Origin of the sequence: Lichenifustis flavocetrariae, from assembly GCF_026130545.1 — a bacterium.
GTDB classification, from domain to species: Bacteria; Pseudomonadota; Alphaproteobacteria; order Rhizobiales; family Beijerinckiaceae; genus Lichenihabitans; species Lichenihabitans flavocetrariae.
Genome location: NZ_JAMOIM010000009.1, coordinates 207,724 through 228,972, shown reverse-complemented (window position 1 = coordinate 228,972; position 21,249 = coordinate 207,724). Strand labels below are relative to the sequence as shown.

At 65.6% G+C, this 21,249-nt stretch carries 18 protein-coding genes; 6 read left to right on the top strand and 12 right to left on the bottom strand.

Annotated features, from left to right (window positions below):
• Nucleotides 1-634 precede the first annotated feature (634 nt).
• The 5 genes from M8523_RS15550 (at nucleotide 635) to M8523_RS15530 (ending at nucleotide 5,611) form a co-directional block, all read left to right on the top strand.
• Nucleotides 635-1,846 carry an MFS transporter gene (locus tag M8523_RS15550; protein WP_282585789.1) on the top strand — a complete coding sequence of 404 codons (1,212 nt, stop codon included), beginning with the start codon at nucleotides 635-637 and terminating at the stop codon, nucleotides 1,844-1,846.
• A gap of 3 nt (nucleotides 1,847-1,849) precedes the next feature.
• Complete coding sequence (locus tag M8523_RS15545) at nucleotides 1,850-3,070, top strand: MFS transporter (protein ID WP_282585788.1); 1,221 nt, start codon at nucleotides 1,850-1,852, stop codon at nucleotides 3,068-3,070.
• Between the two features lie 66 nt (nucleotides 3,071-3,136).
• Nucleotides 3,137-4,300, top strand: a complete 1,164-nt coding sequence (locus tag M8523_RS15540; RefSeq protein WP_282585787.1) for an acyl-CoA dehydrogenase family protein — start codon at nucleotides 3,137-3,139, stop codon at nucleotides 4,298-4,300.
• Entirely contained in the window at nucleotides 4,290-5,030 is a 741-nt protein-coding gene (locus M8523_RS15535) for a PIG-L deacetylase family protein (RefSeq protein ID WP_282585786.1), read from the top strand. The genes M8523_RS15540 and M8523_RS15535 overlap by 11 nt, the downstream gene beginning before the upstream one ends.
• Nucleotides 5,027-5,611, top strand: a complete 585-nt coding sequence (locus M8523_RS15530) for a class I SAM-dependent methyltransferase (protein ID WP_282585785.1) — start codon at nucleotides 5,027-5,029, stop codon at nucleotides 5,609-5,611. The genes M8523_RS15535 and M8523_RS15530 overlap by 4 nt, the downstream gene beginning before the upstream one ends.
• A 95-nt stretch (nucleotides 5,612-5,706) precedes the next feature.
• Here the strand turns inward: M8523_RS15530 and M8523_RS15525 are convergent, their stop codons facing one another.
• From M8523_RS15525 to M8523_RS15480, 10 genes are all read right to left on the bottom strand, one after another.
• A complete protein-coding gene (locus M8523_RS15525) occupies nucleotides 5,707-7,290 on the bottom strand; it encodes an isochorismatase family protein (RefSeq protein ID WP_282585784.1) in 1,584 nt (527 codons plus the stop codon).
• A 43-nt stretch (nucleotides 7,291-7,333) separates the two neighbouring features.
• Nucleotides 7,334-8,182 carry an N-acyl homoserine lactonase family protein gene (locus tag M8523_RS15520; protein ID WP_282585783.1) on the bottom strand — a complete coding sequence of 283 codons (849 nt, stop codon included), beginning with the start codon at nucleotides 8,180-8,182 and terminating at the stop codon, nucleotides 7,334-7,336.
• A gap of 72 nt (nucleotides 8,183-8,254) precedes the next feature.
• Nucleotides 8,255-9,148 carry an amidohydrolase family protein gene (locus M8523_RS15515; protein ID WP_282585782.1) on the bottom strand — a complete coding sequence of 298 codons (894 nt, stop codon included), beginning with the start codon at nucleotides 9,146-9,148 and terminating at the stop codon, nucleotides 8,255-8,257.
• Nucleotides 9,145-10,452, bottom strand: coding sequence for a vWA domain-containing protein (locus M8523_RS15510; protein WP_345894253.1), 1,308 nt, complete (start codon nucleotides 10,450-10,452; stop codon nucleotides 9,145-9,147). The genes M8523_RS15515 and M8523_RS15510 overlap by 4 nt, the downstream gene beginning before the upstream one ends.
• 268 nt (nucleotides 10,453-10,720) lie before the next feature.
• Entirely contained in the window at nucleotides 10,721-11,602 is an 882-nt protein-coding gene (locus tag M8523_RS15505) for an AAA family ATPase (RefSeq protein WP_282585781.1), read from the bottom strand.
• 179 nt (nucleotides 11,603-11,781) lie between these two features.
• Nucleotides 11,782-12,804: a xanthine dehydrogenase family protein molybdopterin-binding subunit gene (locus tag M8523_RS15500; RefSeq protein ID WP_282585780.1), complete on the bottom strand. Its 1,023-nt coding sequence runs from the start codon at nucleotides 12,802-12,804 to the stop codon at nucleotides 11,782-11,784.
• Nucleotides 12,805-13,057: 253 nt separating this feature from the next.
• Entirely contained in the window at nucleotides 13,058-14,833 is a 1,776-nt protein-coding gene (locus tag M8523_RS15495) for a xanthine dehydrogenase family protein molybdopterin-binding subunit (protein WP_282585779.1), read from the bottom strand.
• A 208-nt stretch (nucleotides 14,834-15,041) separates the two neighbouring features.
• Entirely contained in the window at nucleotides 15,042-15,527 is a 486-nt protein-coding gene (locus M8523_RS15490; RefSeq protein WP_282585778.1) for a (2Fe-2S)-binding protein, read from the bottom strand.
• 5 nt (nucleotides 15,528-15,532) lie between these two features.
• Nucleotides 15,533-16,348: an FAD binding domain-containing protein gene (locus M8523_RS15485; protein WP_282585777.1), complete on the bottom strand. Its 816-nt coding sequence runs from the start codon at nucleotides 16,346-16,348 to the stop codon at nucleotides 15,533-15,535.
• Nucleotides 16,348-16,809 carry an SRPBCC family protein gene (locus M8523_RS15480; protein ID WP_282585776.1) on the bottom strand — a complete coding sequence of 154 codons (462 nt, stop codon included), beginning with the start codon at nucleotides 16,807-16,809 and terminating at the stop codon, nucleotides 16,348-16,350. Before M8523_RS15480 ends, M8523_RS15485 begins: the two co-directional genes overlap by 1 nt.
• 167 nt (nucleotides 16,810-16,976) lie before the next feature.
• Here M8523_RS15480 and M8523_RS15475 point away from each other — a divergent pair, with 167 nt between their 5' ends.
• Nucleotides 16,977-17,348: an endonuclease domain-containing protein gene (locus tag M8523_RS15475; RefSeq protein ID WP_345894254.1), complete on the top strand. Its 372-nt coding sequence runs from the start codon at nucleotides 16,977-16,979 to the stop codon at nucleotides 17,346-17,348.
• Nucleotides 17,349-17,461: 113 nt separating this feature from the next.
• Here the strand turns inward: M8523_RS15475 and M8523_RS15470 are convergent, their stop codons facing one another.
• Together M8523_RS15470 and M8523_RS15465 are read right to left on the bottom strand one after the other, a co-directional pair.
• Nucleotides 17,462-17,902 carry an SRPBCC family protein gene (locus M8523_RS15470; protein ID WP_282585774.1) on the bottom strand — a complete coding sequence of 147 codons (441 nt, stop codon included), beginning with the start codon at nucleotides 17,900-17,902 and terminating at the stop codon, nucleotides 17,462-17,464.
• Nucleotides 17,903-18,161: 259 nt separating this feature from the next.
• Nucleotides 18,162-21,239 carry a flotillin domain-containing protein gene (locus tag M8523_RS15465; protein WP_282585773.1) on the bottom strand — a complete coding sequence of 1,026 codons (3,078 nt, stop codon included), beginning with the start codon at nucleotides 21,237-21,239 and terminating at the stop codon, nucleotides 18,162-18,164.
• Between the last annotated feature and the right edge of the window lie 10 nt (nucleotides 21,240-21,249).

The following is a 21,249-nucleotide window of genomic DNA, read 5'->3' as shown; positions in this document are numbered from 1 at the left end:
ACGCCCCCAAAGCGGTCTGGCCGTGAAAGCCGGGTCGACACTTCATGACACTGCGCCGTCCGCTTTTTTGAACCTGAGCGAAAATGCAGGCCGAGCCGAGCTAGGGCTTGTTCGAGCCGTCAAAATTGGCAGACTTGGGTGCCAGATTTGAAATTGGGGTGCTGTTCGTCCGCGCAGATATCGATCCGATCATCGATGAGATCCGGCCGGCGCATCGGCCTCGGGACCGACTGCGTGCGATGGATCGTCCCTTGTGGGCTATTCCCGATTATCGCGGTGGCTGAGTCGATCAAGCTAATCTGCCCGATTTCGGAAGCCCTATAAAGCTGGCCTGACAGGGCAACGCTCGTATCGTCCAGACTAGTTCCGGGGGGGGCACCGTGGGGGACGATGCGTCCTTGGTGACGATCGCCCTTTCGGCCAAGGATTGCGGCGATGTCGCATTCGATGTTCCGTCCACCTCCACCGTGGCTCGCAATGATGGAGACGGGACAAGGCAGCGCTTTGGGGGAGCGCGACACTCTGCGACAGCAAAGTCAAAGACCTCCTGGGGACCATTTCAACGTTTTGCGATTTTCCTCAGGCGCGTTCGGCTGAGAGAATCTGGCGGACAGCGTGGCAAATGGCAGCCCGCATGAACCAAGCACTCGGTCTCGACGCCTTCAACTTCACATTGGCCGGCGCAAGAGAGGGTTTTGGACCGTTTCTCGGCGTCTATCTCCAGCACCAGGGGTTCGATCCCGCCCGTACCGGTTTCGCCATGAGCCTCGCCGGGCTCGCCGGCATTGCCGCGACGGCGCCGCTCGGCGCGCTGATCGATCGTATCACCGCCAAGCGCGCGGCTGTGGTCCTGGCCGTGACTTGCATCGCGATCGGCGCCGGACTCATCGTTGCCTCGAAGCAACTCTGGATCGTGGCCGCCGGGCAGGTCTTCATTGGCATCGCGGACAGTAGCCTGGCGCCTCTTGTGGCCGCTCTGACCCTGGGCCTCGTCGGCCGCGAGCATTATGCCGACCGTGTCGCGCGGAATGAGGCGTTCAACCATGCCGGTAACGCCGTCAATGCCGCTCTTGCGGCGCTTCTGGGCTACATGTTCGGAATGGGGTATGTCGCGGCAGCCATCGGCGTGATGGCCGTGGCGACCGGTGCCGTCATTCTCGGCGTTGATCCGAACCGCATCGACCATGAAGCCGCGCGCGGCGGCAATGCGGGCGACAGATCGACGTGGTCCGTGCTCTGGCACAGCAAGCCACTGTTGTTGCTGGCCGGGACCGTTTTCGCATTCCAAACCGCGAACGGAGCCATGCTTCCCTTCATCGCCCAGGCGCTCACCTCACAAGGTCATGACCCCAGCCTCACGACAGGTGCCATGACGGTGACGGCCCAGGTCTCGATGATCGGTGCCGCTTTGCTGGTCCCGCATGTCTCACGAAGGATCGGACAACCGACGGTTCTCGGCTGTGCCTTGTTGCTGGTGATCCTCCGCGCCGGATTGGCTGCCTGGAGCAGCGCATGGGGGAATGTCGCGCTTGTACAGGTGTTGGAAGGTCTTTCCATGGGTCTTGCCGGGGTCGCCATTCCGGCACTGGTGGCCGACATCATGGCTGACACCGGGCACGCCGGCGGAGGACTCGGCGGCGTCATGATGGCCTATGGCGCGGGTGCGGCGCTCAGTCCGGCTCTCGCAGGCCTCATGGCACAGAAGTTCGGCTTCCCGGCCGCTTTCGTGGCGCTCGGGGCAGTCGCCGCGGTCGGTCTCGCCCTTTGGATCGCCGGGCTACGCATCCAAGCGGGCGCCAATCGGGACAAGCCGCAAGGAACGCCTTCACCTCGTGGGGCGAGTTAGGCGATGGATCAGGCCCTCGACGTCGCCGTCGGCCATCGACCAGAAGCCTCCAACGCGCTTCCTGGCTTTCTGCTTCTTTATGGCGCGCTTTACGCCGCCTACGGGACCGAGTCGGCCTACATGCCCGCCTTCCTCGGCAGCCATGGGCTTTCGCTCGAGCGGATCGGCTTGGTGCTTGCGGCAGGCACGGTCGTACGGATCGTCGCCGGGCCTGTTGCGGGCCGGCTCGCCGACCACCTGGGAGCACGAAAGCAGATTCTCACAGGGGCTGCTGGCCTCTCCGGCGTCATCGGCTGGGCCTACATGCTGGCTTTCGGCCTTACACCGCTGCTCGCCGTGAGCATGGCGCACGCCGCGGCGACAGCGTCCCTGGCGCCTCTCTCTGACGCCCTCTCGGTTGCGGCGTCGAACGGGGGGCGCAACTTCCAATACGGCTGGGTGCGTGGGACCGGCTCCGCCGCTTTCGTCTGCGGGACACTTCTGTCGGGGCAACTCGTAGACCGCTTCGGCCTGTCCAGCATCATCATCACGAGCAGTGTCCTGTTCCTGATCATGGCGGTCTGTGCGATGCGAGTCCGCTCGGTCATCGCAGTGCGGGGGCCGGCCGAGGTCCATGCATCGGGCGCGTTCGGAATGCTCTGGAGCATCCCGGTCTACCGCCGGCTGATCGTTGTCGTGGTCCTCGTCATCGGGAGCCACGCGCTCAACGACGCCTTCGCGGTGATCAACTGGCGCGACTCCGGCTACGGAAGCGGCACGATCAGCCTTCTGTGGTCCGAGTCTGTGGCGGCCGAGGTTACCGTGTTCTTTCTGTTCGGCCCATGGCTGATCGGCCGCCTTGGCCCAGCCGGTGCGGCCGCGCTGTCTGCGGCTGCAGGGGTCCTCCGATGGACCGTCATGGGGATGACAACGGCGATGCCTGCACTGGTGGGTGTCCAGGCGCTCCATGGCCTCACCTTCGCCCTGATGCATCTCGCCGCGATGGGCATCATCGCGCGATCGGTCCCCGAGCGCCTGTCCGCGACGGCTCAAACCATCTACGGCACATTCGCTCTCGGCATCGCCTCGGCCGTCATGACCTTCGCGTCGGGCTACCTCTATGGCTGGCTCGGGATGCGTGCCTTCTGGGTGATGGCCGCCATTTGCGCGGCTGCGTTGCCGTTTGTCCAGGGCCTTCGGGCGTCCGTTGAGCGGGATGAGATGAGAGCAGGTGAAGCCACCTGAACGCGCGCTCAATGATCCAATCATCCGGCAACCGCGTTGTCGTCGGCCTTACCCAATGAGTTGCTCATGAACGTCCTCCATCGGCCTTTGCCGCACACCGGTCCTGCATCGACGCGGCCCTCACCGTTAATCCAACGGGTAAGGGAGGTGGCGGACGTATTGAGCCAAGTCGCAGAGGACGCGGACGCATCCGCGTCGGTCGCGGCGGAGGCATGGCGGGTGCTGTTCCGGTCGGGACTGGCGATGGCGCCGTTTCAGATAGAGCTTGGCGGGGAGGACCTTGTGGCGCCCCGGATGCACCAGGATCTCGTCGCCGTGCTCCGGCTGGTAGGTGGGGCCGACCTCTCGATAGCTCGTCTCTATGAGGGACACGTCAACGCAATAGCCCTGGTGCGTCGCTACGGCACCGCCACCCAACTGGAGCGCCTCGCCCGAGATGTCGCCGACGGCTCTCTTGCGGGGGTTTGGGGGGCCGATGACGCCACCGGTCTTTGGGCCGAAGACATCGGGGGCTCATGGCAGCTGAAAGGCCGAAAGATCCTTGCCTCAGGCGCGGGCTTCGTGACGCGCCCCCTGGTGACGGCCAGGACAGATGCGGGACAGGTGATGCTGCTTCCGCGCCTCGAGGCCGGCGAACGCGCTGATGTCTCGGGATGGACGGCGCAAGGGATGCGCTCGACCGCGACCGGCAGCGTCGACTTCTCGGGCATGGTGTTGGACGCGGAACAGGTCCTCGGAAGCCCAGGCGACTTCATGCGTCAGCCGCACTTCTCCGGCGGCGCGTGGCGCTTCTGCGCCGTCCACCTCGGCGCGGCCGAACGGCTCGTCGACCTCCTGCGGGAACACCTCGTCTCACGGGGGCGCGATGGTGATCCTTACCAGCAGCAGCGCATTGCCCAGTGTGTTGCGGCGACCACGACGGCCTCGTTCTGGATCGCGGACGCGGCGCGACGCCTCTCGGACGAGACGGCGGATCCGATCGCCACCGTCGCCTTTGTCAACCTGACCAGAATGGTCACGGAACGCGCCGCGCTTGATGTCCTGGAGGCGGTGCACCGTGGCATCGGGCTCGCGGCCTTCGTGAGGCCTCACCCTGTCGAGCGGATCGCGCGAGACCTTTCCACCTACCTGCGACAGCCTGTTCCCGATCTGGCGATGGCCGATGCCGCTCGTGCCATCCTGGCTTCACCGCGTGCGACCGCGAGCCTTTGGTCGACCGATGAAGGTTGAGGATTTTCTCCGCGCCTTGCAGGAGCTGCCGCTGACGTCACCGATCGAATTGACGGGCGGCAGGCCATTCGTCGTATTGTCGCCGCATCCCGACGACGAGTCCCTTGGCGCTGGCGGTCTGATCGCCGCGGCGTGCGCGGGCCATGAACGCGTCGAGGTGGTCGTTCTCACCGATGGGTCGGGGTCACACCCGCGTTCGGTCCTCTACCCCCGTGATCGCTTGATAGCCTTGCGCCGCGAGGAGTGCGCACGGGCCGTGGCGCATCTCGGCTTGCCCGATGGACGCGTCACGCATCTCAACCTGCCCGACACGCTAGCACCGAAGAGCGGCCCTGCCTTCGAGGAGGCTGTCGAACGGATTGTCCGGATCGTCGACGCCTCGGGCGCAGGATCGGCCTTCGTCACCTGGGGGCGTGACCCGCATTGTGACCATGAGTCCGCAGAACTGATAGCCCGCGCGGTCCGGGATCGACGCCCGTCGCTGCGGCTGTGGTCCTATCCGATCTGGGGGTGGCATCTCGACCCGGCGGCCGAGGTTGAGGATCCGGCCCCGAGCGGCTTCCGCATCGAGGTCACGCCCTGGATGGAAGGCAAGCGCGCGGCTTTGCGGGCCCATGCCTCGCAGATGACAGACTTGATCAGTGACGATCCTGAGGGCTTCCGCTTCGACGAGAAGACGATTGCGCCGTTCACCGGACCGTATGAATATTTCTTTGAGGTTCCCGCATGACCCGGCGCGAAACCACGATCGAGGCGACCTACTTCGATACCCTCTACACCGTCGAGCGCGATCCTTGGGGCTTTCGTACGAGTGACTACGAGCGAGGCAAGTACGCCGCCACCCTCGGTGCACTGAGCAAGGCCCGCTATTCGCGCGCCCTGGAGGTCGGCTGTTCGATCGGGGTGTTCACCGAGCAACTCGCGGCGCGTTGCGACACACTGGTCGCCATCGATGCATCCGAGGTCGCCCTGGCTGCGGCGAGAGAGGCCTGTGCCGGATGCGAGAACGTGATCTTCGAGGCCCGCATGGTGCCCAAGGACTTCCCGCCCGGATCGTTCGATCTGATCGTCCTCTCGGAGGTCATCTACTATCTGGATGCGCTCGATCTTCACAAGCTCGCCGCTCAATGCGCCAGGGCTCTCCTACCCGGAGGCGAGATCGTGACCTGCCACTGGCTCGGCGAAACCGACTACCCGCTGACCGGCGCGGTCGCGAGCGACCTGTTCGCGCTGGCCATGGCCAAGCGGCTCCCGGTTCACGCGATTTTGCACGATCGAGACTATCGGCTCGATCGGCTGTCCAGCAGCTGAGGCCGCCGCGTCAAGCTTCCAAGGGTCATCGAGGGGCCCTCGATTTGGCGCGGAGATCCTGTAATCCGTCAGAAGGGCGTGAAGTCTGCGTCTCTCTACGGCGCGACATCAGCTACACTGTGTCCGATCGCGGCGGCGACACTCGTCGACGACGTGACGGCAGCCACGTTTTTCAACGCGTAGTCGATCGAGGCGCGATGCCAGTCGGCGTTCATGGTGGCGCAGCAATCTTCCGGCACGATCATCACATAGCCCTTGTCTGCGCCGGTGCGTGCCGTGTGCTCGATCGACATGTTGGTCCACGCGCCCGCCACGATCACGATGTCGCGTCCGGTCGCCTTGAGGATGGTCTCGAGCGAGGTCCCTTCCCATGCGCTCATGCGCATCTTGGTGACCACGTGATCGCCAGGGTGCGGCTGGAGGCCAGGCACCGGCTCCGCGCCCCAGGTGCCGCGCACGACAGCTTTCGAGTCCACCACGCCCTCGAACAAGGGCGCGTTCAGCGTCAACCCTGGTGCTCCGGGCTCGACCACGAACCAGACGTGGATCACGGGGACATCCCGAGCACGGCAGGCCTCCGCCAGTCGAGCCAGATTGGCGATGGCATTCTGCTCCCGGCAATGGGCCGGCGCGCCGGAGGAGGCGAAGGCCCCGCCTTCCATGACGACATCGTTCTGCATATCCTGAATGATCAGCGCGCAGCGTGACGCATTGAGGTCGAGGCCGGATGATGGTGCCATGGTTGTCTGCCTCGACGGAGCGTTGTGACGTTGTTGGTTCATGAAGGGTTCGTGCCGCGGCCCGATCTTGGTCTCGACCGCGTAAAGGGACGTGCTGGCGGCGAGGAACAGCGTATGCCAGTCCGGGCCACCCCAGTGCAGATTGGCCACCAATTCAGGCACGCTGACCTTGCCGATGTGGCGTCCGTCCTGGCTGTAGACCCACACACCGCCCGGACCCGTCACCCAGATGTTGCCTTCCCGGTCGCATTTCATGCCGTCCGGCACGCCGGGCTTGAGGCTGTCCTTGATGCCGGAGGCGAAGACGCGAGGGTTCGACAGCGACCCATCCTTCTCGACCTGGAACACGCGGATGTTCGCCTGATCGGTGTCGTTGACGTAGAGGCGGTCTTCGCCGGGACAGAAGCAGAGACCGTTCGGCTGGCCGAACATGAAACGGTCGACAAGCAACTGCGGAGCGCCGCCCACCGGCGGGATCCGGTAGACGCCCTGGAAACCGAGCGCGCGCGGCCGCTCGACTCCGAAACCCGGCATGCGGCCGTACCACGGATCGGAGAAATAGATCGCGCCGCTCGAATGTACCACCAGATCGTTCGGGCTGTTGAGCTCGCGGCCTTCGAAATGCGACGCAAGAACGGTGCGGTTGCCCTGGCGGTCGATGCGCACGACGGACGATGTAGCGTGTTCGCAGACCAGCAGGTTCAGGTCGGCGTCGTAGGTCATGCCGTTGCCCTTGCGGCTCGGACGCTCGACCTCCCGCACGCCACCCTTGTCCCACCGGCGCCGCACGTCCCCCGGCATGTCGGAGAAGAGAAGATGATGCTCGGTCGGATGCCAGATCGGCCCTTCGACGAAGGAAAATCCCGAGCCGAGTTGCCGCACCGGCGCGTGTTCGTCGATCAGGGTGCGGAAGCGGGGGTCGAACGCGTCGTGGGCCATGCTTTGCCAATCCGTCTGGAGATCGCCAACCAATCGCCGGCGCCTAGGCCGGGAACCAGTCGCGGCGGGGGACGGTCTGGGAAATCGGGCCGGGGATGGCCATGTCGAGGCGGCCGACGACCTGCTGGGCTTCGATCTTGGCCGGCTTGTCGTGGATCGGCATGAGGAACTTCGAGGAATTCAGCAGCTTCTTGATGGCGCCCTTCTCCTGCCGGTGGCTATTCGAGTGATTGCCGGTGATGCGCGGCTCCATGGCGTTGATCTCGTGGAAAGGCTCGACGATCTGATCGTTGAAATCGTAGATGACGTCGCCACACACGGTCGCCCGTCCCTCGGCGGTCTCGACATGCACGTTCATCGAACCCTCGGTGTGGGCACCTGCGGCCTCGACCGTGACACCCGGCATGATCTCGACCTCGCCCGTGATTTCGAGGTCCATCAGCCGCATGGCATTCTTGGTGTGCAGGCGATCGAGCAAGTGCTTGATGTCGGGCAGCGGGTACTGTGGGAACATCAGGCCCGAGGCCGACAGCTCCATTTCGCGGCGATTGATGACCACCGTGGTGTTCATCGAGAACCGATCGTCCATTCCGGCATGGTCGATGTGCAGATGGGTGTGGAGCACGTAACGCACGTCCCCCATCCGCACGCCGTGCCGCGCGAGTTGATTTTCGATCTGGTTTTCGTGGAACTGCAGCCCGCGCATGCCGAGCGATTCCATGATGGCGTTGTTGCGGTACCCCGTGTCGACCACGATCGGATAGCGGCCACCCAGGATCAGGAAGCCGTAGACCGGCACCCGCCTGGTCCGCCCGCATTCGCGCCCGAGCACCAGGAACGACGATTCAAGTTCGATGTCGCCGTAGTCCAGCACCTTGATTTCGAGAGCCATGGTTCCTCCTGATTGTTGTTCTTCCGAGCCGGCACGGCCGCGTCGGCCGCCGGCCGGTTCGCCCGGCAAGCCTTACCGAATCTCCGGCAATCGATAGACCCGCCGCGCCGTGTCGGCGAAGATGGCGCGTTGCGCAGCGTCGCTTAAATCGCGCGCGGCATCACGGAAGGCACCGATCAGCGCCGAATAGCTCGTCCAGAGCTTCTCGATCGGGAAATTCGAGCCGTAGAGACAGCGGTCGGGTCCGAAGAGCGCGACCGTTTCGTGTAGGAGCGCCGCGATATGGGCGGGATCGTTGCGATGGATGAACGTGCCGAAGGCCGACAGTTTGGAAACCACGTTCGGCTGTTCGGCAAGCGTCCTCATACCCTGCCGCCAGACGGCCCAGCCGGCCTCCGACAGGTCCTCCAGCATGCCGGCATGTTGCAGCACAAAAGTGACCCCGGGGCAGGCTGCGGCGAGTTCGGCCGCACTAAGCATCTGGCGCGCAAAGACCTGCAGGTCGAAACTCCAGCCATAATCGGCGAGATGCGCGACGTTTCGTTGGACCCTCGGATCACGCGCGAGGTCGGCCGAGACTGCGAAGCGGTAGATCGGGTTCTCGTGCCAGTGGAGTTGCTGGCGGATGCCGCGCATGGCCGGGTATTTCGTCAGTCGGTCGAGTGCGGGGCGCGCGTCGTCGACGGTCATGTCGCAATAACCCACGATGCCATGAGGCCAGCCGGTCTCGGTGTTGACCGATTGGACCCATGCGACCTCATCCTCGAACCGGTCGACGGGCCAGTTGGCCTGCACGTAGACCGACTGGACCACCCCTGAACCCGCGATATCGTTCAGATATTCGGTGATCGGATAATCGCGCCGGATCGGCTCGTAGGGCCCGAAGATGCGTGGCTGCATCGGGCCGCTAAGCCATGCAAGGTCATCCTGGCGCCAGATATGGTGGTGTGAATCGACGATGTTCATGACGTCTGCCCGGACCAGTAAGTGACGGAGCGATTCCCTTCTCCCCTCGCGGGAGAAGGTGGCGCGAAGCGCCGGATGAGGGGGCGCCTTGGACCGGGATGTCCTACCCCCTCATCCGTCTCACGCTCCGCGCGATCCACCTTCTCCCGCGAGGGGAGAAGGAAGGCGCCGACGCGTCTCGCTTCCCGCGCATCCAGCCGGCGGGCGAGAGCGAGGATTTCATCGCAGAGCGGGCGCAGACCCGCTCCATTGCCGAGGTGGTCGAGAAACGGCAGGACCGCCTTCAGGGCCGCCGTCGACGGGGTGTAGCCCGCGTCGGCCGCAAGCGGCGTGAGCCATGCGACGCGCCAGGCCAAGGTCGAGAGCTTTCCGACGGCCGCGGTCAAGACGGCCGGATCGCCGCGCTCCAAACCGTCCGACAGAACCACGACGAGCGAACCGCGCGCGAAGGATGCGAAGCGGGGCACGTGCAGAAAGGCGTCGAGCGCATCGCCGAGCCGTGTGCCGCCGTCCCAATCGGACACCAGCGAGGCCGTGACCCCGAGCGCCTGTTCACGGCGTCGCAGCCGTAGCGCCCGCGTCACTCGCGTGAGGCGCGTGCCGAGCGTGAAAACCTCGGCACGGTCCGCCGCGCTCACCAGCACGTGAGCGAGACTCATGGCATCGTCCGTATGCGCCTTCATCGAACCCGACACGTCGACGAGGAGCAGGATTCGGCGCTGCCGCGTCGTCCGCGTGAGCTTGGGCAGGCTCAACACTTCGCCGTCCCGTCGCACCGCCTCGCGCATCAGGCGCCGCATGTGCCAGCGGTCGCCGGTCTTGGCAGCACGACGCCGAAAGGAGCGCTGCCGTGGAAGCGCGGCCGGAGCCGCCCGTGCGAAGCGCCGCAGGGTCTCGCGCGGGTCCTCGTCGCGGAACTGGCGCAGCGTCAGCCGTTCGATCGCCGTTGCCTCACCGCCGACATCCTGGTCTTCTGTTCCTTCGGGAGGTTCGATCTCGCCCTCTTTCGCGTCGAACACCTGCAGGTCCTCGTCGTCCTCCGGATCGGCGTTGGCGGGAGCAGCCAGGGTCTGGCCGTGGAACAACTGGCGGAACAACGCATCGAACTCCTCCCGTCGCTCCGGCGGGGGCGCCAGGGTCGGCACGGCGGCGCGATGAATGTCGCGCATCGAGACTGGCCCCAGCAATCCGACGGCCGCCACGAAGGCTTGCGTCTGCTCCGGCGCCACCGCAAACCCGTTGGCGCGCAGCACCGTCGCAAACTGGACGAAGGGTTTGAGGGCGCGGGGCAGGGGGGCGGTCATCGGCCCGTCCCCGTCTGCCTATCGCAAGATGCAATATGTCGTGCTTCTCCCCTTGCGGGAGAAGGTCCCGCGAAGCGGGGGACGAGGGGCGGATTTGGCCATGGCCCATGGCCTGCCAAGCAGGCTGGGGTGCCCAGGGGAGGGAGGCGCCGGAGGCGCTTCGCGCCTAACCCCTCATCCGATTCTTCGGGCCACCTTCTCCCGCAAGGGGAGAAGGGAATGCCGTCGGCCCCGAGCGCCCCGGACAAGCGACGGGTTGGCCTCATTCTCACGCCGCGATCCCCGTGATCACCTGGTCGAGCCGGCCCTGAAGGAACATCAGGTCATCCTGGTCCTTGAGTGCGACCCCGATGGCCCGCCGGAAGGCCGCCGGCCAGGTCGCACCGCCCTGGTGGAGCAGCGTTGCGGCTTCGGCCCATTCGACGGTCTCGGCGACTCCGGGCGGCTTGGAGAGCGGCTCCTGCCGCAACCGTCCGACGGCTCCGACGACCGCCTCGGCCGTGGCCTGCGCCACCGACGACGCCCGCATCATCACGATCTGGGCTTCCCGCGCGGCATCGGGATAGCCGATCCAGTGATAGACGCAGCGACGGCGCAGCGCCTCGTGCAACTCGCGCGTCCGGTTGGAGGTGAGCACCACCACCGGACGCTCGAGAGCCCGCACGGTGCCACGCTCAGGAATGGAAATCTGGAAATCCGACAGGAACTCGAGCAGGAAGGCCTCGAACTCGTGGTCCGATCGATCGATCTCATCGATCAGAAGGGTCGAGGTTTCGGGATGCCGCAGCGCCTCGAGCATTGGACGGGCGATCAGGAACTCGTCGTCGTAGATATTGATCGATCGTTCCCCGGCCTGACGGATGGCGAGCATCTGGCGCGGGTAGTTCCACTCATAGAGCGCGGCGGCCGAATCGATACCCTCGAAGCATTGCAGGCGGATCAGCGCCCTGCCGAGCACCGCCGAGATGGCTTTGGCGGCTTCCGTCTTGCCGACCCCCGGCGCGCCTTCGAGCAGCAAGGGTTTGCCGAGCGCAAGCGCCAGATAAGCTGCGGTCGCCAGTCCCTCGTCGGCGATATATTGCGCCGAGCCAAGGGCGCGTTCGAGCGCCTCAGGCGAGTCGATGCCGACGATGGTCTTGCGGACGGGCAATTCAGCCTCCTTCGTGCGCCGCGACGATGCCGTTGCGTCCCTTCTCCCCTCGCGGGAGAAGGTGGATCGCGTGCGGCGCGCGGCGGATGAGGGGGAGTCCGGCAGCGTCTGCCCCCTCATCCGCCCCTTCGGGGCACCTTCTCCCGCGAGGGGAGAAGGGATGTGCCCGGCCGCTCATATCACCAGCGCCGCTGCGGCTTCGCGCCGCCATTGGCCCTGATGCCGCGCAGCACCTTTTCGGGCGTGATGGGGAGATCGGTAATCCGCACACCGACGGCGTTGAAGACGGCATTGGCCACGGCCGGGAGCACCGGGTTGGCGCACATCTCCCCAGGTCCCTTGCCGCCGAAGGGGCCATCGGGCGCGGGGCGTTCCAGGATCGAAATGTGATGGGGCGCGATGTCGCCGGGCCCGGGCATGAGGTAGTCGTTGAAGTCGATGGGGCCGTGCGACCGGTCGGGGTAGTAGGGCTCGGTGGTCTCCCAGAGGGCGTGACTCATGCCCATCCAGGCGCCGCCGACGAGTTGCTGTTCGACGAGCTTGGGGTTGAGCGCCCGGCCGAGTTCGTAGGCGCTGTTCATCTGGGTGACGGAAACCTCGCCGGTCTCATCATCGACCTCGATATCGACCACCATGGCCGCATGGGCGAAGCAGGTGACGGGTGTCATCTCGCCGGTTTCGGGATCGACCGGAGACAACGGCACTAGGAAGATGCCTCGCCCCGAAACCGTCTTGCCCTGCTTGAATTGGGCGGCCGCACAGGCCGTCCCGGTTCCGATCGAGCGGGACGGTGCGCCCTTGACATGGATGTTGCCCTTGCCGTCGGTCACGAGGTCGTCCGGGTTGACCTCGAGTTCCTCGGCCGCAGCCTCCATCATCACGGCGCGCGCCTCCTTGGCGGCCTGGATGACGGCATTGCCGACGCGATGGGTGCCGCGCGACGCAAAGGATCCCATGCAATGCGGCCCGGTGTCGGAATCGGCGGTATCGACATAGACGTCCTCGACCGGCACCCCGAGCGTCTCGGCCGCGATCTGACGCGTGACGGACTTCATACCCTGGCCAAGATCGATGGACGACAGGGCTACGGTGAACTTGCCGTCCGGATTGGAGTGCACCAGGGCCTGGGACGGGTCACCGCCGAGGTTCATGCCGATGGGATAGTTGATGGCCGCAAAGCCGCGGCCGGGGTGGAGGGTCATGGGCAGACTCCGGTCCGGAAGTGAAGACGGTCGGTGCAATCCTTCTCCCCTTGCGGGAGAAGGTGGCACAAAGGGCGGAGCTGGCCAGGGTCCACGCCCTGCGAGGCTGGGCGCGGTGGCCAGCGCAGTGCGGATGAGGAGTACGCGCCACAGGCGCTTCGGGCCTTACCCATCATCCCCCGCTTCGCGGGACCTTCTCCCGCAAGGGGAAAAGGGGTGGCCCGGCAGCGCGCGCCGTTCGGCATCGCGACGCTCATCGTCGTCGCAGCCCCGAAACCGAGGACGAGAAGCGATTCGGGCCAGTGCGGTTGGGGGTAGGCGGGGCTGATGACGCTGGAGTGGGCTGCGTTGAAGCGACCGAGGCGGCCGGCGCTACCGGCTGCGGGCTGTAGGTCGTAGAGGGCGCGTAACTCGGCCGCGGCTCGGAGCGGACTCCCGTCCCGGGCGTCGGCGCGAAGCCGGGGAGGGGGCCTCCTCCGGCATAGGTCGGCGCTGGGGTCGGCTGGCGTGCCGGCTCGGCCCTGGGCGGGATGGTGCCCGGCATCGAGAACGGCCGTTCGGGATCGCCGGGCCGGCGCTTGATGCCGCGGTTCCGGGTGTCGACAAGCCCGTTCTGATCCGTTGCCGTGTAGTTCGGCACCCGCCCTGCTTCGCCGACCCCACCGCCCTCGCTCGAGGCCATGCGGCGGAAATCGTCGCGGATCGGCCAGTTCGCCTTCTCCGAAACCACTTGGCAGCATTCGATCAGGGCGGTGTTCTTCGCGACGCGCCGATGCGCCTTCATGTCGCCGTCGCGGTAGGCGTTGAGGATTCGGAACTCGATCGGGTTCATGCCGATCTCGTGCGCCACCACATCCATATGCGACTCGATGGCGAAATCGACGCCCGTGATGCCGAATCCTCGCATGGCCGTCGACGGCGTGCGGTTGGTGAAGACGCAGTAGACGTCCGACTTGACATTGGGGATTGTGTAGGGGCCGGGCAGATGCCCGGTGCTCTTGTGGATGGCGTAACTCGACAGGCGCGTGTAGGCGCCGGCGTCGAAATAGCCCGTGAGCTGTCGCCCGAGAATGCGACCGTCGCGGCCGACGGCGTCTTTCAGGTACCAGCGCTCCGCGCCGCGCGGCGCACCGACCTGCATCTCCTCGGCGCGGTCGAACATGTATTTGACCGGCCGGCCCGTGAGCATGCAGCCGAGGATCGCCATCGGCTCGTGCAGACTGTCGACCTTGCCGCCGAAGCCGCCCCCCACCGTGCCGCCGATAAAGTGCAGCCGGTTCGAGGGCACGTTCAGCAGTTTGGCAGCCGTGCCGAGTGAGAAGAACAGCGCCTGGGTCGAGGTGTAGCAGACAAAACGGCCGTTGTTCTCCTGCGCCGCGATCGCGCCGCAGGTCTCGGTCGGCGCCTGCTCGATCGGCGACATCTGATAGCGGCCTTCGATGACTCGATCAGCCTGACGGAAGGCCGCCTCGACATCGCCGAAACGCAGCTTCTGATGGTCGTATTTGTCGTGATACGTGAACGTATTGCCGGGATAGGTGTCGTTCACCGTCACGGCGCCGGGCTTCAGGGCGTCCTCGACATCGAGGACGTGCGGCAGCACCTCCCAGCTGACGCGGATCTTCGCGATCGCGTCATAGGCGGCCCGCTCGCTCTCCGCGACGACGGCGGCGACCGGCTCGCCCTTGTAGCTGACCTTTCCACCCGAGATCAGCGGCTCGTCGTCGAGCCCGAACCCCATCAGGCTCAGCAACGTGTTGAGATTGTGCGGCACGTCCTTGGCGAGGATCACGCGATGCACGCCGGGAGACCGCTCGGCATCCCGCACCTCGATCGAGCGGAGACGGGCATGATGATGCGGGCTGCGCAGACAGCGCAGATGCAGCAAACCCTCGAAGGCATGGTCGTCGTAGAACGGCGAGCGGCCGGTGACATGGCCCACCATGTCCTGCCGCTGGGTCGGCTTGCCGATCTCGTTCAGGTTGTCGTCCCGCTCATCGCGGAACAGGTCCTTGCGGAACTCGATCATGCGCGGCTCCTCAACAAGGACCGTTGCGGGTGTGACGAGTGCATCGGCGCACCACTTCTCCCCTTGCGGGAGAAGGTGCCCGACAGGGCGGATGAGTGGTGAGGCGCGACGCGCCTTTGGCGCTTACCCCTCATCCTCGGCTTCGCCGGACCTTCTCCCGCAAGGGGAGAAGGAGGGTAGCCAGCGCCTCGCCTGTCTATGCCGCCCCTCATGCCGACCTCCGCCCGCTCATCCGCGACGAGGCGTCGAGCACGGCCGCAATGATCGGCTCGTAGCCGGTGCAGCGGCAGATGTTGCCGGCGATCGCCTCCACGACCTCCTGCCGCGAGGGGCTTGGATTATGGTCGAGCAGGCTTTTCGCGGCCATCAACATGCCGGGGGTGCAGTAGCCGCACTGGGCCGCGAAATTGTCCATAAAGGCTTGCTGCAACGGATGTAGTTCGACGCCCTTGCCAAGCCCGGAGGTGGTCTCGATCGAGCGCCCCGCGACCGTCTCTGCGAGTGTCAAACAGGAGAGGTGCGGCTCGCCGTCGACCAGCACCGTGCAGCAGCCGCAGGTCCCCTGGCCACAGCCGTATTTCGGGGCGAAGTCCCCGACCCCGCGCCGTAGCACGTCGAGGAGGTTCGAACCCTCCTCGACGAAAATTGCCTGGTCACGCCCATTGTGGCGGAACTCGATGGGTGTGCGTGCCATGCTGCTCACCCCGCCTGATTGAGCAGCAGACGCCGAAGATGCACGGGCGCGACTTCCCGCCGATACCAGCTCGAGGCGAGAGCGTCGGTCGGTGGATCTAGCCGTTCCGTCGCGGCCGCCAGCGCGGGCGCGATGCCGCTCGCGTCAAGGCTCCGGCCCTCCAGGGCCCGCTCGACACCCGTGACGCGAAGCGGCGTCGGCCCCATGGCGCCATAAGCCACGCGCGCATTGTTGACCCGCCCGCCGGATTGCGGCAGGTGCGCCGCGATCGACAGCACCGAGATGCCTTTCGGCTTGATCCGGCTGACCTTGTGGAACCGGAACGCTTGCGCGTCGCGCGGCCGTGTGATCGTCACCGACGTGACGATCACACGTGGTTCCCGATCCCGCACCTTGAGGAAATCGTCGAGATTCAGCGCTCGGCCCCCGCCTGCGATGGTGACCGCACCGTCGAGCGCCAGAAGCGCGACCGTGAAATCACCATAGGGGCAGGCGGCAAATAGATTGCCTCCGATCGTCGCCATGGTGCGCACGGCCGGACCGCCGATCGAGCGCGCCACAGGATGCAGAAAGGCGAGATCGCGGTTGGCCAGAACTGCCGCCATGGTGACGCCAGCTCCGATCGTCAAACGATCGCCCTCGGGCTTGACCTGCCTCAGCGCCGGATCCGTGACGCGGATCACAGTATCGAAGGCCTGCGTCCCCTCGTTCAACGCTCGCATGACCAACGTGCCGCCGCCGAAGAACCTGGCTGAACGGCTGGCTGAGAGAGCACGCGCCGCCTCTTCGACTCCTGCGTAAGTCTTTACGCTTACCGGCATCAGGACACTCCTTCGATCGTCGCCGGCAGGCCGAGATAGGCGCGCACCGCCCGGAAGCCTGCGTCGTAGATGTCCGTCGAGATCGCCTCGAACAGCGCCTGTTCCTGGCCGGGCGGCGTGTCGAACCGGCAGTGCCAATGCCAGAACGTTCGATCGCCGTCGGTGATCGGGATCAGCCGGTTGTGCGCCACATAGTTGAGCAGCGGCACCGGCGTATCGAGGAGGCAATAGCTGAAGCTCATGTCGGCGTCCGACAAGGTCAGCAGCAGTTCCCGCAGCTCGGAGCCGTCCTGGAGATGGAAGCGGCGCACGCAGCCCACTTTGTCGGACGGCAGCCCCCGCTCGATCTGGCTGTTCGCCACGGCCGGATGGTATTTGTCGTGCAGATTGAAGTCCCGCAGCACCGCCCACACCTGCTCGACCGGCGCGTCGACCACGGTGCTCTTGTCGATTTTCACCATGGGTGGTCCTCGACAATTCGGATGGCCAGGAGGTCCCTTCTCCCCTTGCGGGAGAAGGTGGCGCGAAGCGCCGGTTGAGGGGTAAAGCGCGAAGCGCTTTTCGAGGCACAACCCGCAGCCGAGAGGGCTAGGTGGCACAAAAAGTAGCGCTTAAGCTTACCAAGATTATGGCATGTCGGATCCACAACTCCATGACGCTCATACGACGGCGCACAAAGCTTTCCCGATCTCTGCGCGCCCGAAGCACCGACACCGAAGCGAAACTCTGGATGATACTCCGCGGACGCCACTTGAGTTCGATGAAATGGCGTCGGCAGGTGCCACTTGGGCCGTATATCGTCGACTTCCTCTGCTTTGACCGCAGGCTCATCGTCGAGTGCGACGGCTCGGGCCACGCGGACAATGCTTATGATCAGACCAGGGACGCTTGGATCGATAAGCAGGGGTTCAAGGTGCTGCGGTTCTGGAACCACGAAGTTTGGCAAAATCCGACCGGCGTCACCGACACGATCTTGGCGCGTGCGGGCCTTCCATTCTGACATTGCCGAAAAGGCGCTTCGCGCCTTACCCCTCATCCCCCGCTGCGCGGGACCTTCTCCCACATGGGGAGAGGGTAAGCTGCCGCTCTTAGTTTGACCGACGATGCGCATCCTCACCGCCCCGGAAAATGGCGTTTGAGGGAGTCGAAGCCGCCCTGGAACACATTGGTGCCGATGCCGGTGACGAGGCCCTCCTCGACTTCAGGTGCGCAGGCGAACTCGGCGGTCCATTCGACGAAAGTCCGGTCGCCATCCGTGATCGGGGTCAAGCGGAGGGTCGCGATGTAGTCGGTGAGCGGCATCGGGCTTTCGAGAATCGTATAGGTGCAGAAGAAGTCGTAGTCGGACAGCCCGAGCAGTTTTTCCCGGATGCGGTCGCCATTCTGCAGCCGGAAGTCGCGCACGCAGCCGATCTGGTCCGAGGGCGCGCCGTTCTCGATGCGGCTCTCCCGAATGCCGGGGTGCCACTTAGGCATACCGTTGAAGTCGCGGACCCGCTCCCAGACTTTTGCGGTCGGCGCACTGATGACGGTGGAGATGAAGACGCGGGCCATCAGATTGTGTCCTCGCAAGAGACAACGGCCGCCGTCCCCTTCTCCCATTGCGGGAGAAGGTCCGGCGAAGCCGGTCGGAGCTGGCCAGGGCCCCCGGCAAGCAACGCTTGTTGGGGTCGCCAGCGGAGAGATAAGGGGTGAGGCGCGAAGCGCCTTCGATGCTTGCCCCTCATCGGCCCCTGCGGGGCACCTTCTCCCGCAAGGGGAGAAGGAAGACGCGCACAGCCTGTCGGACCGACCTGAAACGCTCTCATCGCCCTCACTCCACTGGCGCGGCGGGCTTGGATCCACCGCCCGAGCCGCTCTTCGTGTCCTTGGCGATGCGCTGGAGATCGCTCGCTTCGCGGATCAGCCCGCCCATCTTGGACAGGGCACCCCCTTCGATGCCGAGATCGGCCAGGAGGCTGTCGACCAGGGGCGCCTGCACGCGGTAGCGGAGCGCCGAGTCGATCACCTCGTCTGTCGCGCTGCGGCCACTGCCGCCCCCGCCGCCCCCAATGCCGTCCAGGTGCATGATGCGGATGTCGTTGATCTTTTCCATCGGCTTGACCGAGGCCGCGACGATCCCCTCGACCTTGTCGAGCAGCTTGCGCTTGAACAGAGAGGCGCGCGCCGGCTCGGTGAGCACGTTCTCGGCTTCGTTGACCAGCCGCTGGGCTTCCGCCTCGACCGCGCGACGCACGCGCTCCGCGTCTGCCATGATGCGTTCGCGCTCGGCAGCGATCTCGGCCGTCACCACGTCGACGGTGCGTCGACGGTGCACCTCCTCGGTCTCGCGTGCCGTCTTGATCTTTTCCTCGGCTTCGGCGGCCCGGGCACGGGCCGTATCGGCGGCTGCACGGGCGGCCGACTCTTCGAGCGACGCCTGATAGAGTGCGATGGCTTTCTGCATCGAGGCGAGATCGACGACCCGCTCCCGGTCGATTTCGAGCTTGCGACGGTCACGCTCGTGGGTGATGCGGGCTTCGTCAAGCCCGCGCTCCGACACGATGCGGGCCCTCTCGATCTCTTCGTGGGATGCGATCTCGGCTTCCCGCAATGCCTGCACGCGGGCGATTTCCAATTGCTCGGTCGAACGGCGGCGTTCCAGCCGCGCCGCATCAAGCGCCCGCTCGCGGCCAACGTCGGTCGCCTCGATATCGCGTTTCGCCGTGATCTCCGCCTGACGCACCCGCGCGTCGGCTTCCACACGCTCGGCGCGGCGAGCCGCGAGTTCGATGACGCGGGCTTCCTCGGCCTCCTCGACCATGCGCTTGCGGGTGATGTCGATGATCTCGCGTTCCTGCTGCGATCCGATGCGGTGCTGCTCAAGAAGGAGTTCGACCTCGATACGCTGCCGCTCGACGGCCTCGCGGCGCTTGAGGTCGGCCGCCTCGATGGCTTCGCTGCGGGCGATCTCGCGACCCCGGACCTCCTGCTCGGAGTCGATGCGGCCGACGTTGATCTTGGCTTCCTGCGCGATCCGAGCCGACTCGGTGGTTTCGCGTGACGCGACATCGCGCAGCACCGTCTCTTCCTGGCGGGTGATGCGTTCAACCTCGATGCGGGCGGTTTGCGCGATGCGGGCAGCTTCGACGGCCTCGCGCGCCACGATCTCGGCCTCGTCGATCGCGCGATTCCGGGCGATCTCCAGCGAGCGCACCCTCTCCTCCTGCGCGACCCTTGCGGCCGAAGTCGACTCGCGGGCCGCGATATCGGCTTCCTCCAGCATGCGCTCGCGTTCGATCTCAAGCTGCCGAGTCGCCTGGTCCGAAGCGATCCGCTCCGCTGCAACCTGCTTCTCACGGGCGATGCGCGTGGCTTCGGTCGCTTGCCGCGCCGTGATCTCGGCCTCCTCCAGCGCGCGCTGCCGTTCGATTTCAAGGCCCCGGGTGCGAAGGTCGGACTGGATGCGCTCCTCATCGACCTGGGCAGCCTGGACGATGCGCAGCCTCTCGGTGCCTTCGCGTGCGGCGATCTCCGCCGCCTCCACGGCCGCATTACGCTCGATTTCACGACGGCGCGTCGTCTCCTCGCTGGCGATGCGGGCCTCGGCCAGGGCGCGGTCCTGCTCGATCCGCGCGCGCTCGGTGCCCTCTCGCGCCGCGATTTCAGCCCGGTCAAGACTGCGCTGGCGTTCGATCTCCTGCGAGCGGGTCTCGAGGTCCCGGGTGATCCGCGCCTCGATCACGGCCCGTTCTTGGTCGATCCGCGCCCGTTCTGTCGATTGGGTCGCTGCGATCTCTGCAGCCTGAAGCACCCGCTGACGCTCGATCTGCAGAGCCTCGGTTTCTCTCTCGTTTTCGATGCGCGCTTCCAGCACCGCGCGTTCCTGCAGGATACGGGCGCGCTCGATCTGCTCGCGGAGCCCGATTTCCGCAGTTTCGACAACCTGCTGGCGATCAAGCTCGCGCTGGCGGATGTCACGTTCGGACTGGATGCGGGCCTGGGCGATCGCATAGTCGTTGGCGATGCGGGCGCGTTCGATGCTTTCGCGGGCGATGAACTGGGCCTGCTCCGCTTCGGTATCGCGTTCGGCGCGTTCGCGGGCGAGTTCGGCGCGTTGCTGCGCACGGCGGAACTCGATCTCACGTTCCTGCCCCAGGCGAGCGTGTTCGCTTTCCCGCTCGATGTCGAGCGCCTGCCGTTCGGCCTCCAGGTTCCGGGCGCGGATCTGGATCACCGAATCCTGCTCGATGTCGTTGCGGAGCTTGCGGCGCGACTCGATGGTCTGGATGAGCTGGGTCAGGCCTTCCGCATCAAAACGGTTCGAAGGATTGAAGTATTCGAGCCCGGCCTGGTCGATGTCCAGGATCGCCACGGATTCGAGTTCGAGACCATTTTGGGACAATCCAAGCTGCGCCATGGCGCGAACCTGTTCGACGAACAGGTTCGGTGCCTGATGCATCTCGTCCATGGTCATTTCTGCCGCGACCGCACGCAGGGCCGACTCGAACTTGCCGATCAGCAATCCTCGAAGATTCTCAGCCTCCAGGGTCCGGCGGCCGAGCGTCGAGGCCGCAAGCGAAACCGCTTCCCGCGTGGCCCGCACCCGAACATAAAACTCGGCCTGCACGTCCACCCGCATGCGATCGCGACTGATGAGGGCGCCTTCGCGGGCCCTCACCACCTCGAGCGGCAGCGTGTGCATGTTGACGGGCGTGATGTCGTGGATGATCGGCCACACGAAGGCACCACCGTCGATCACGACCTTCTCACCGAACAACCCGGTTCGGACGAAGGCGATTTCCTTGGTGGAGCGGCGGTAAAGCCAGTTCATCACGTAGTAGACGATCGCGATCAGGACGACCGCAAGGATCAACCACAGGATCAACTGTCCGATGATCTGCCCGGTCATTGGGAATTCC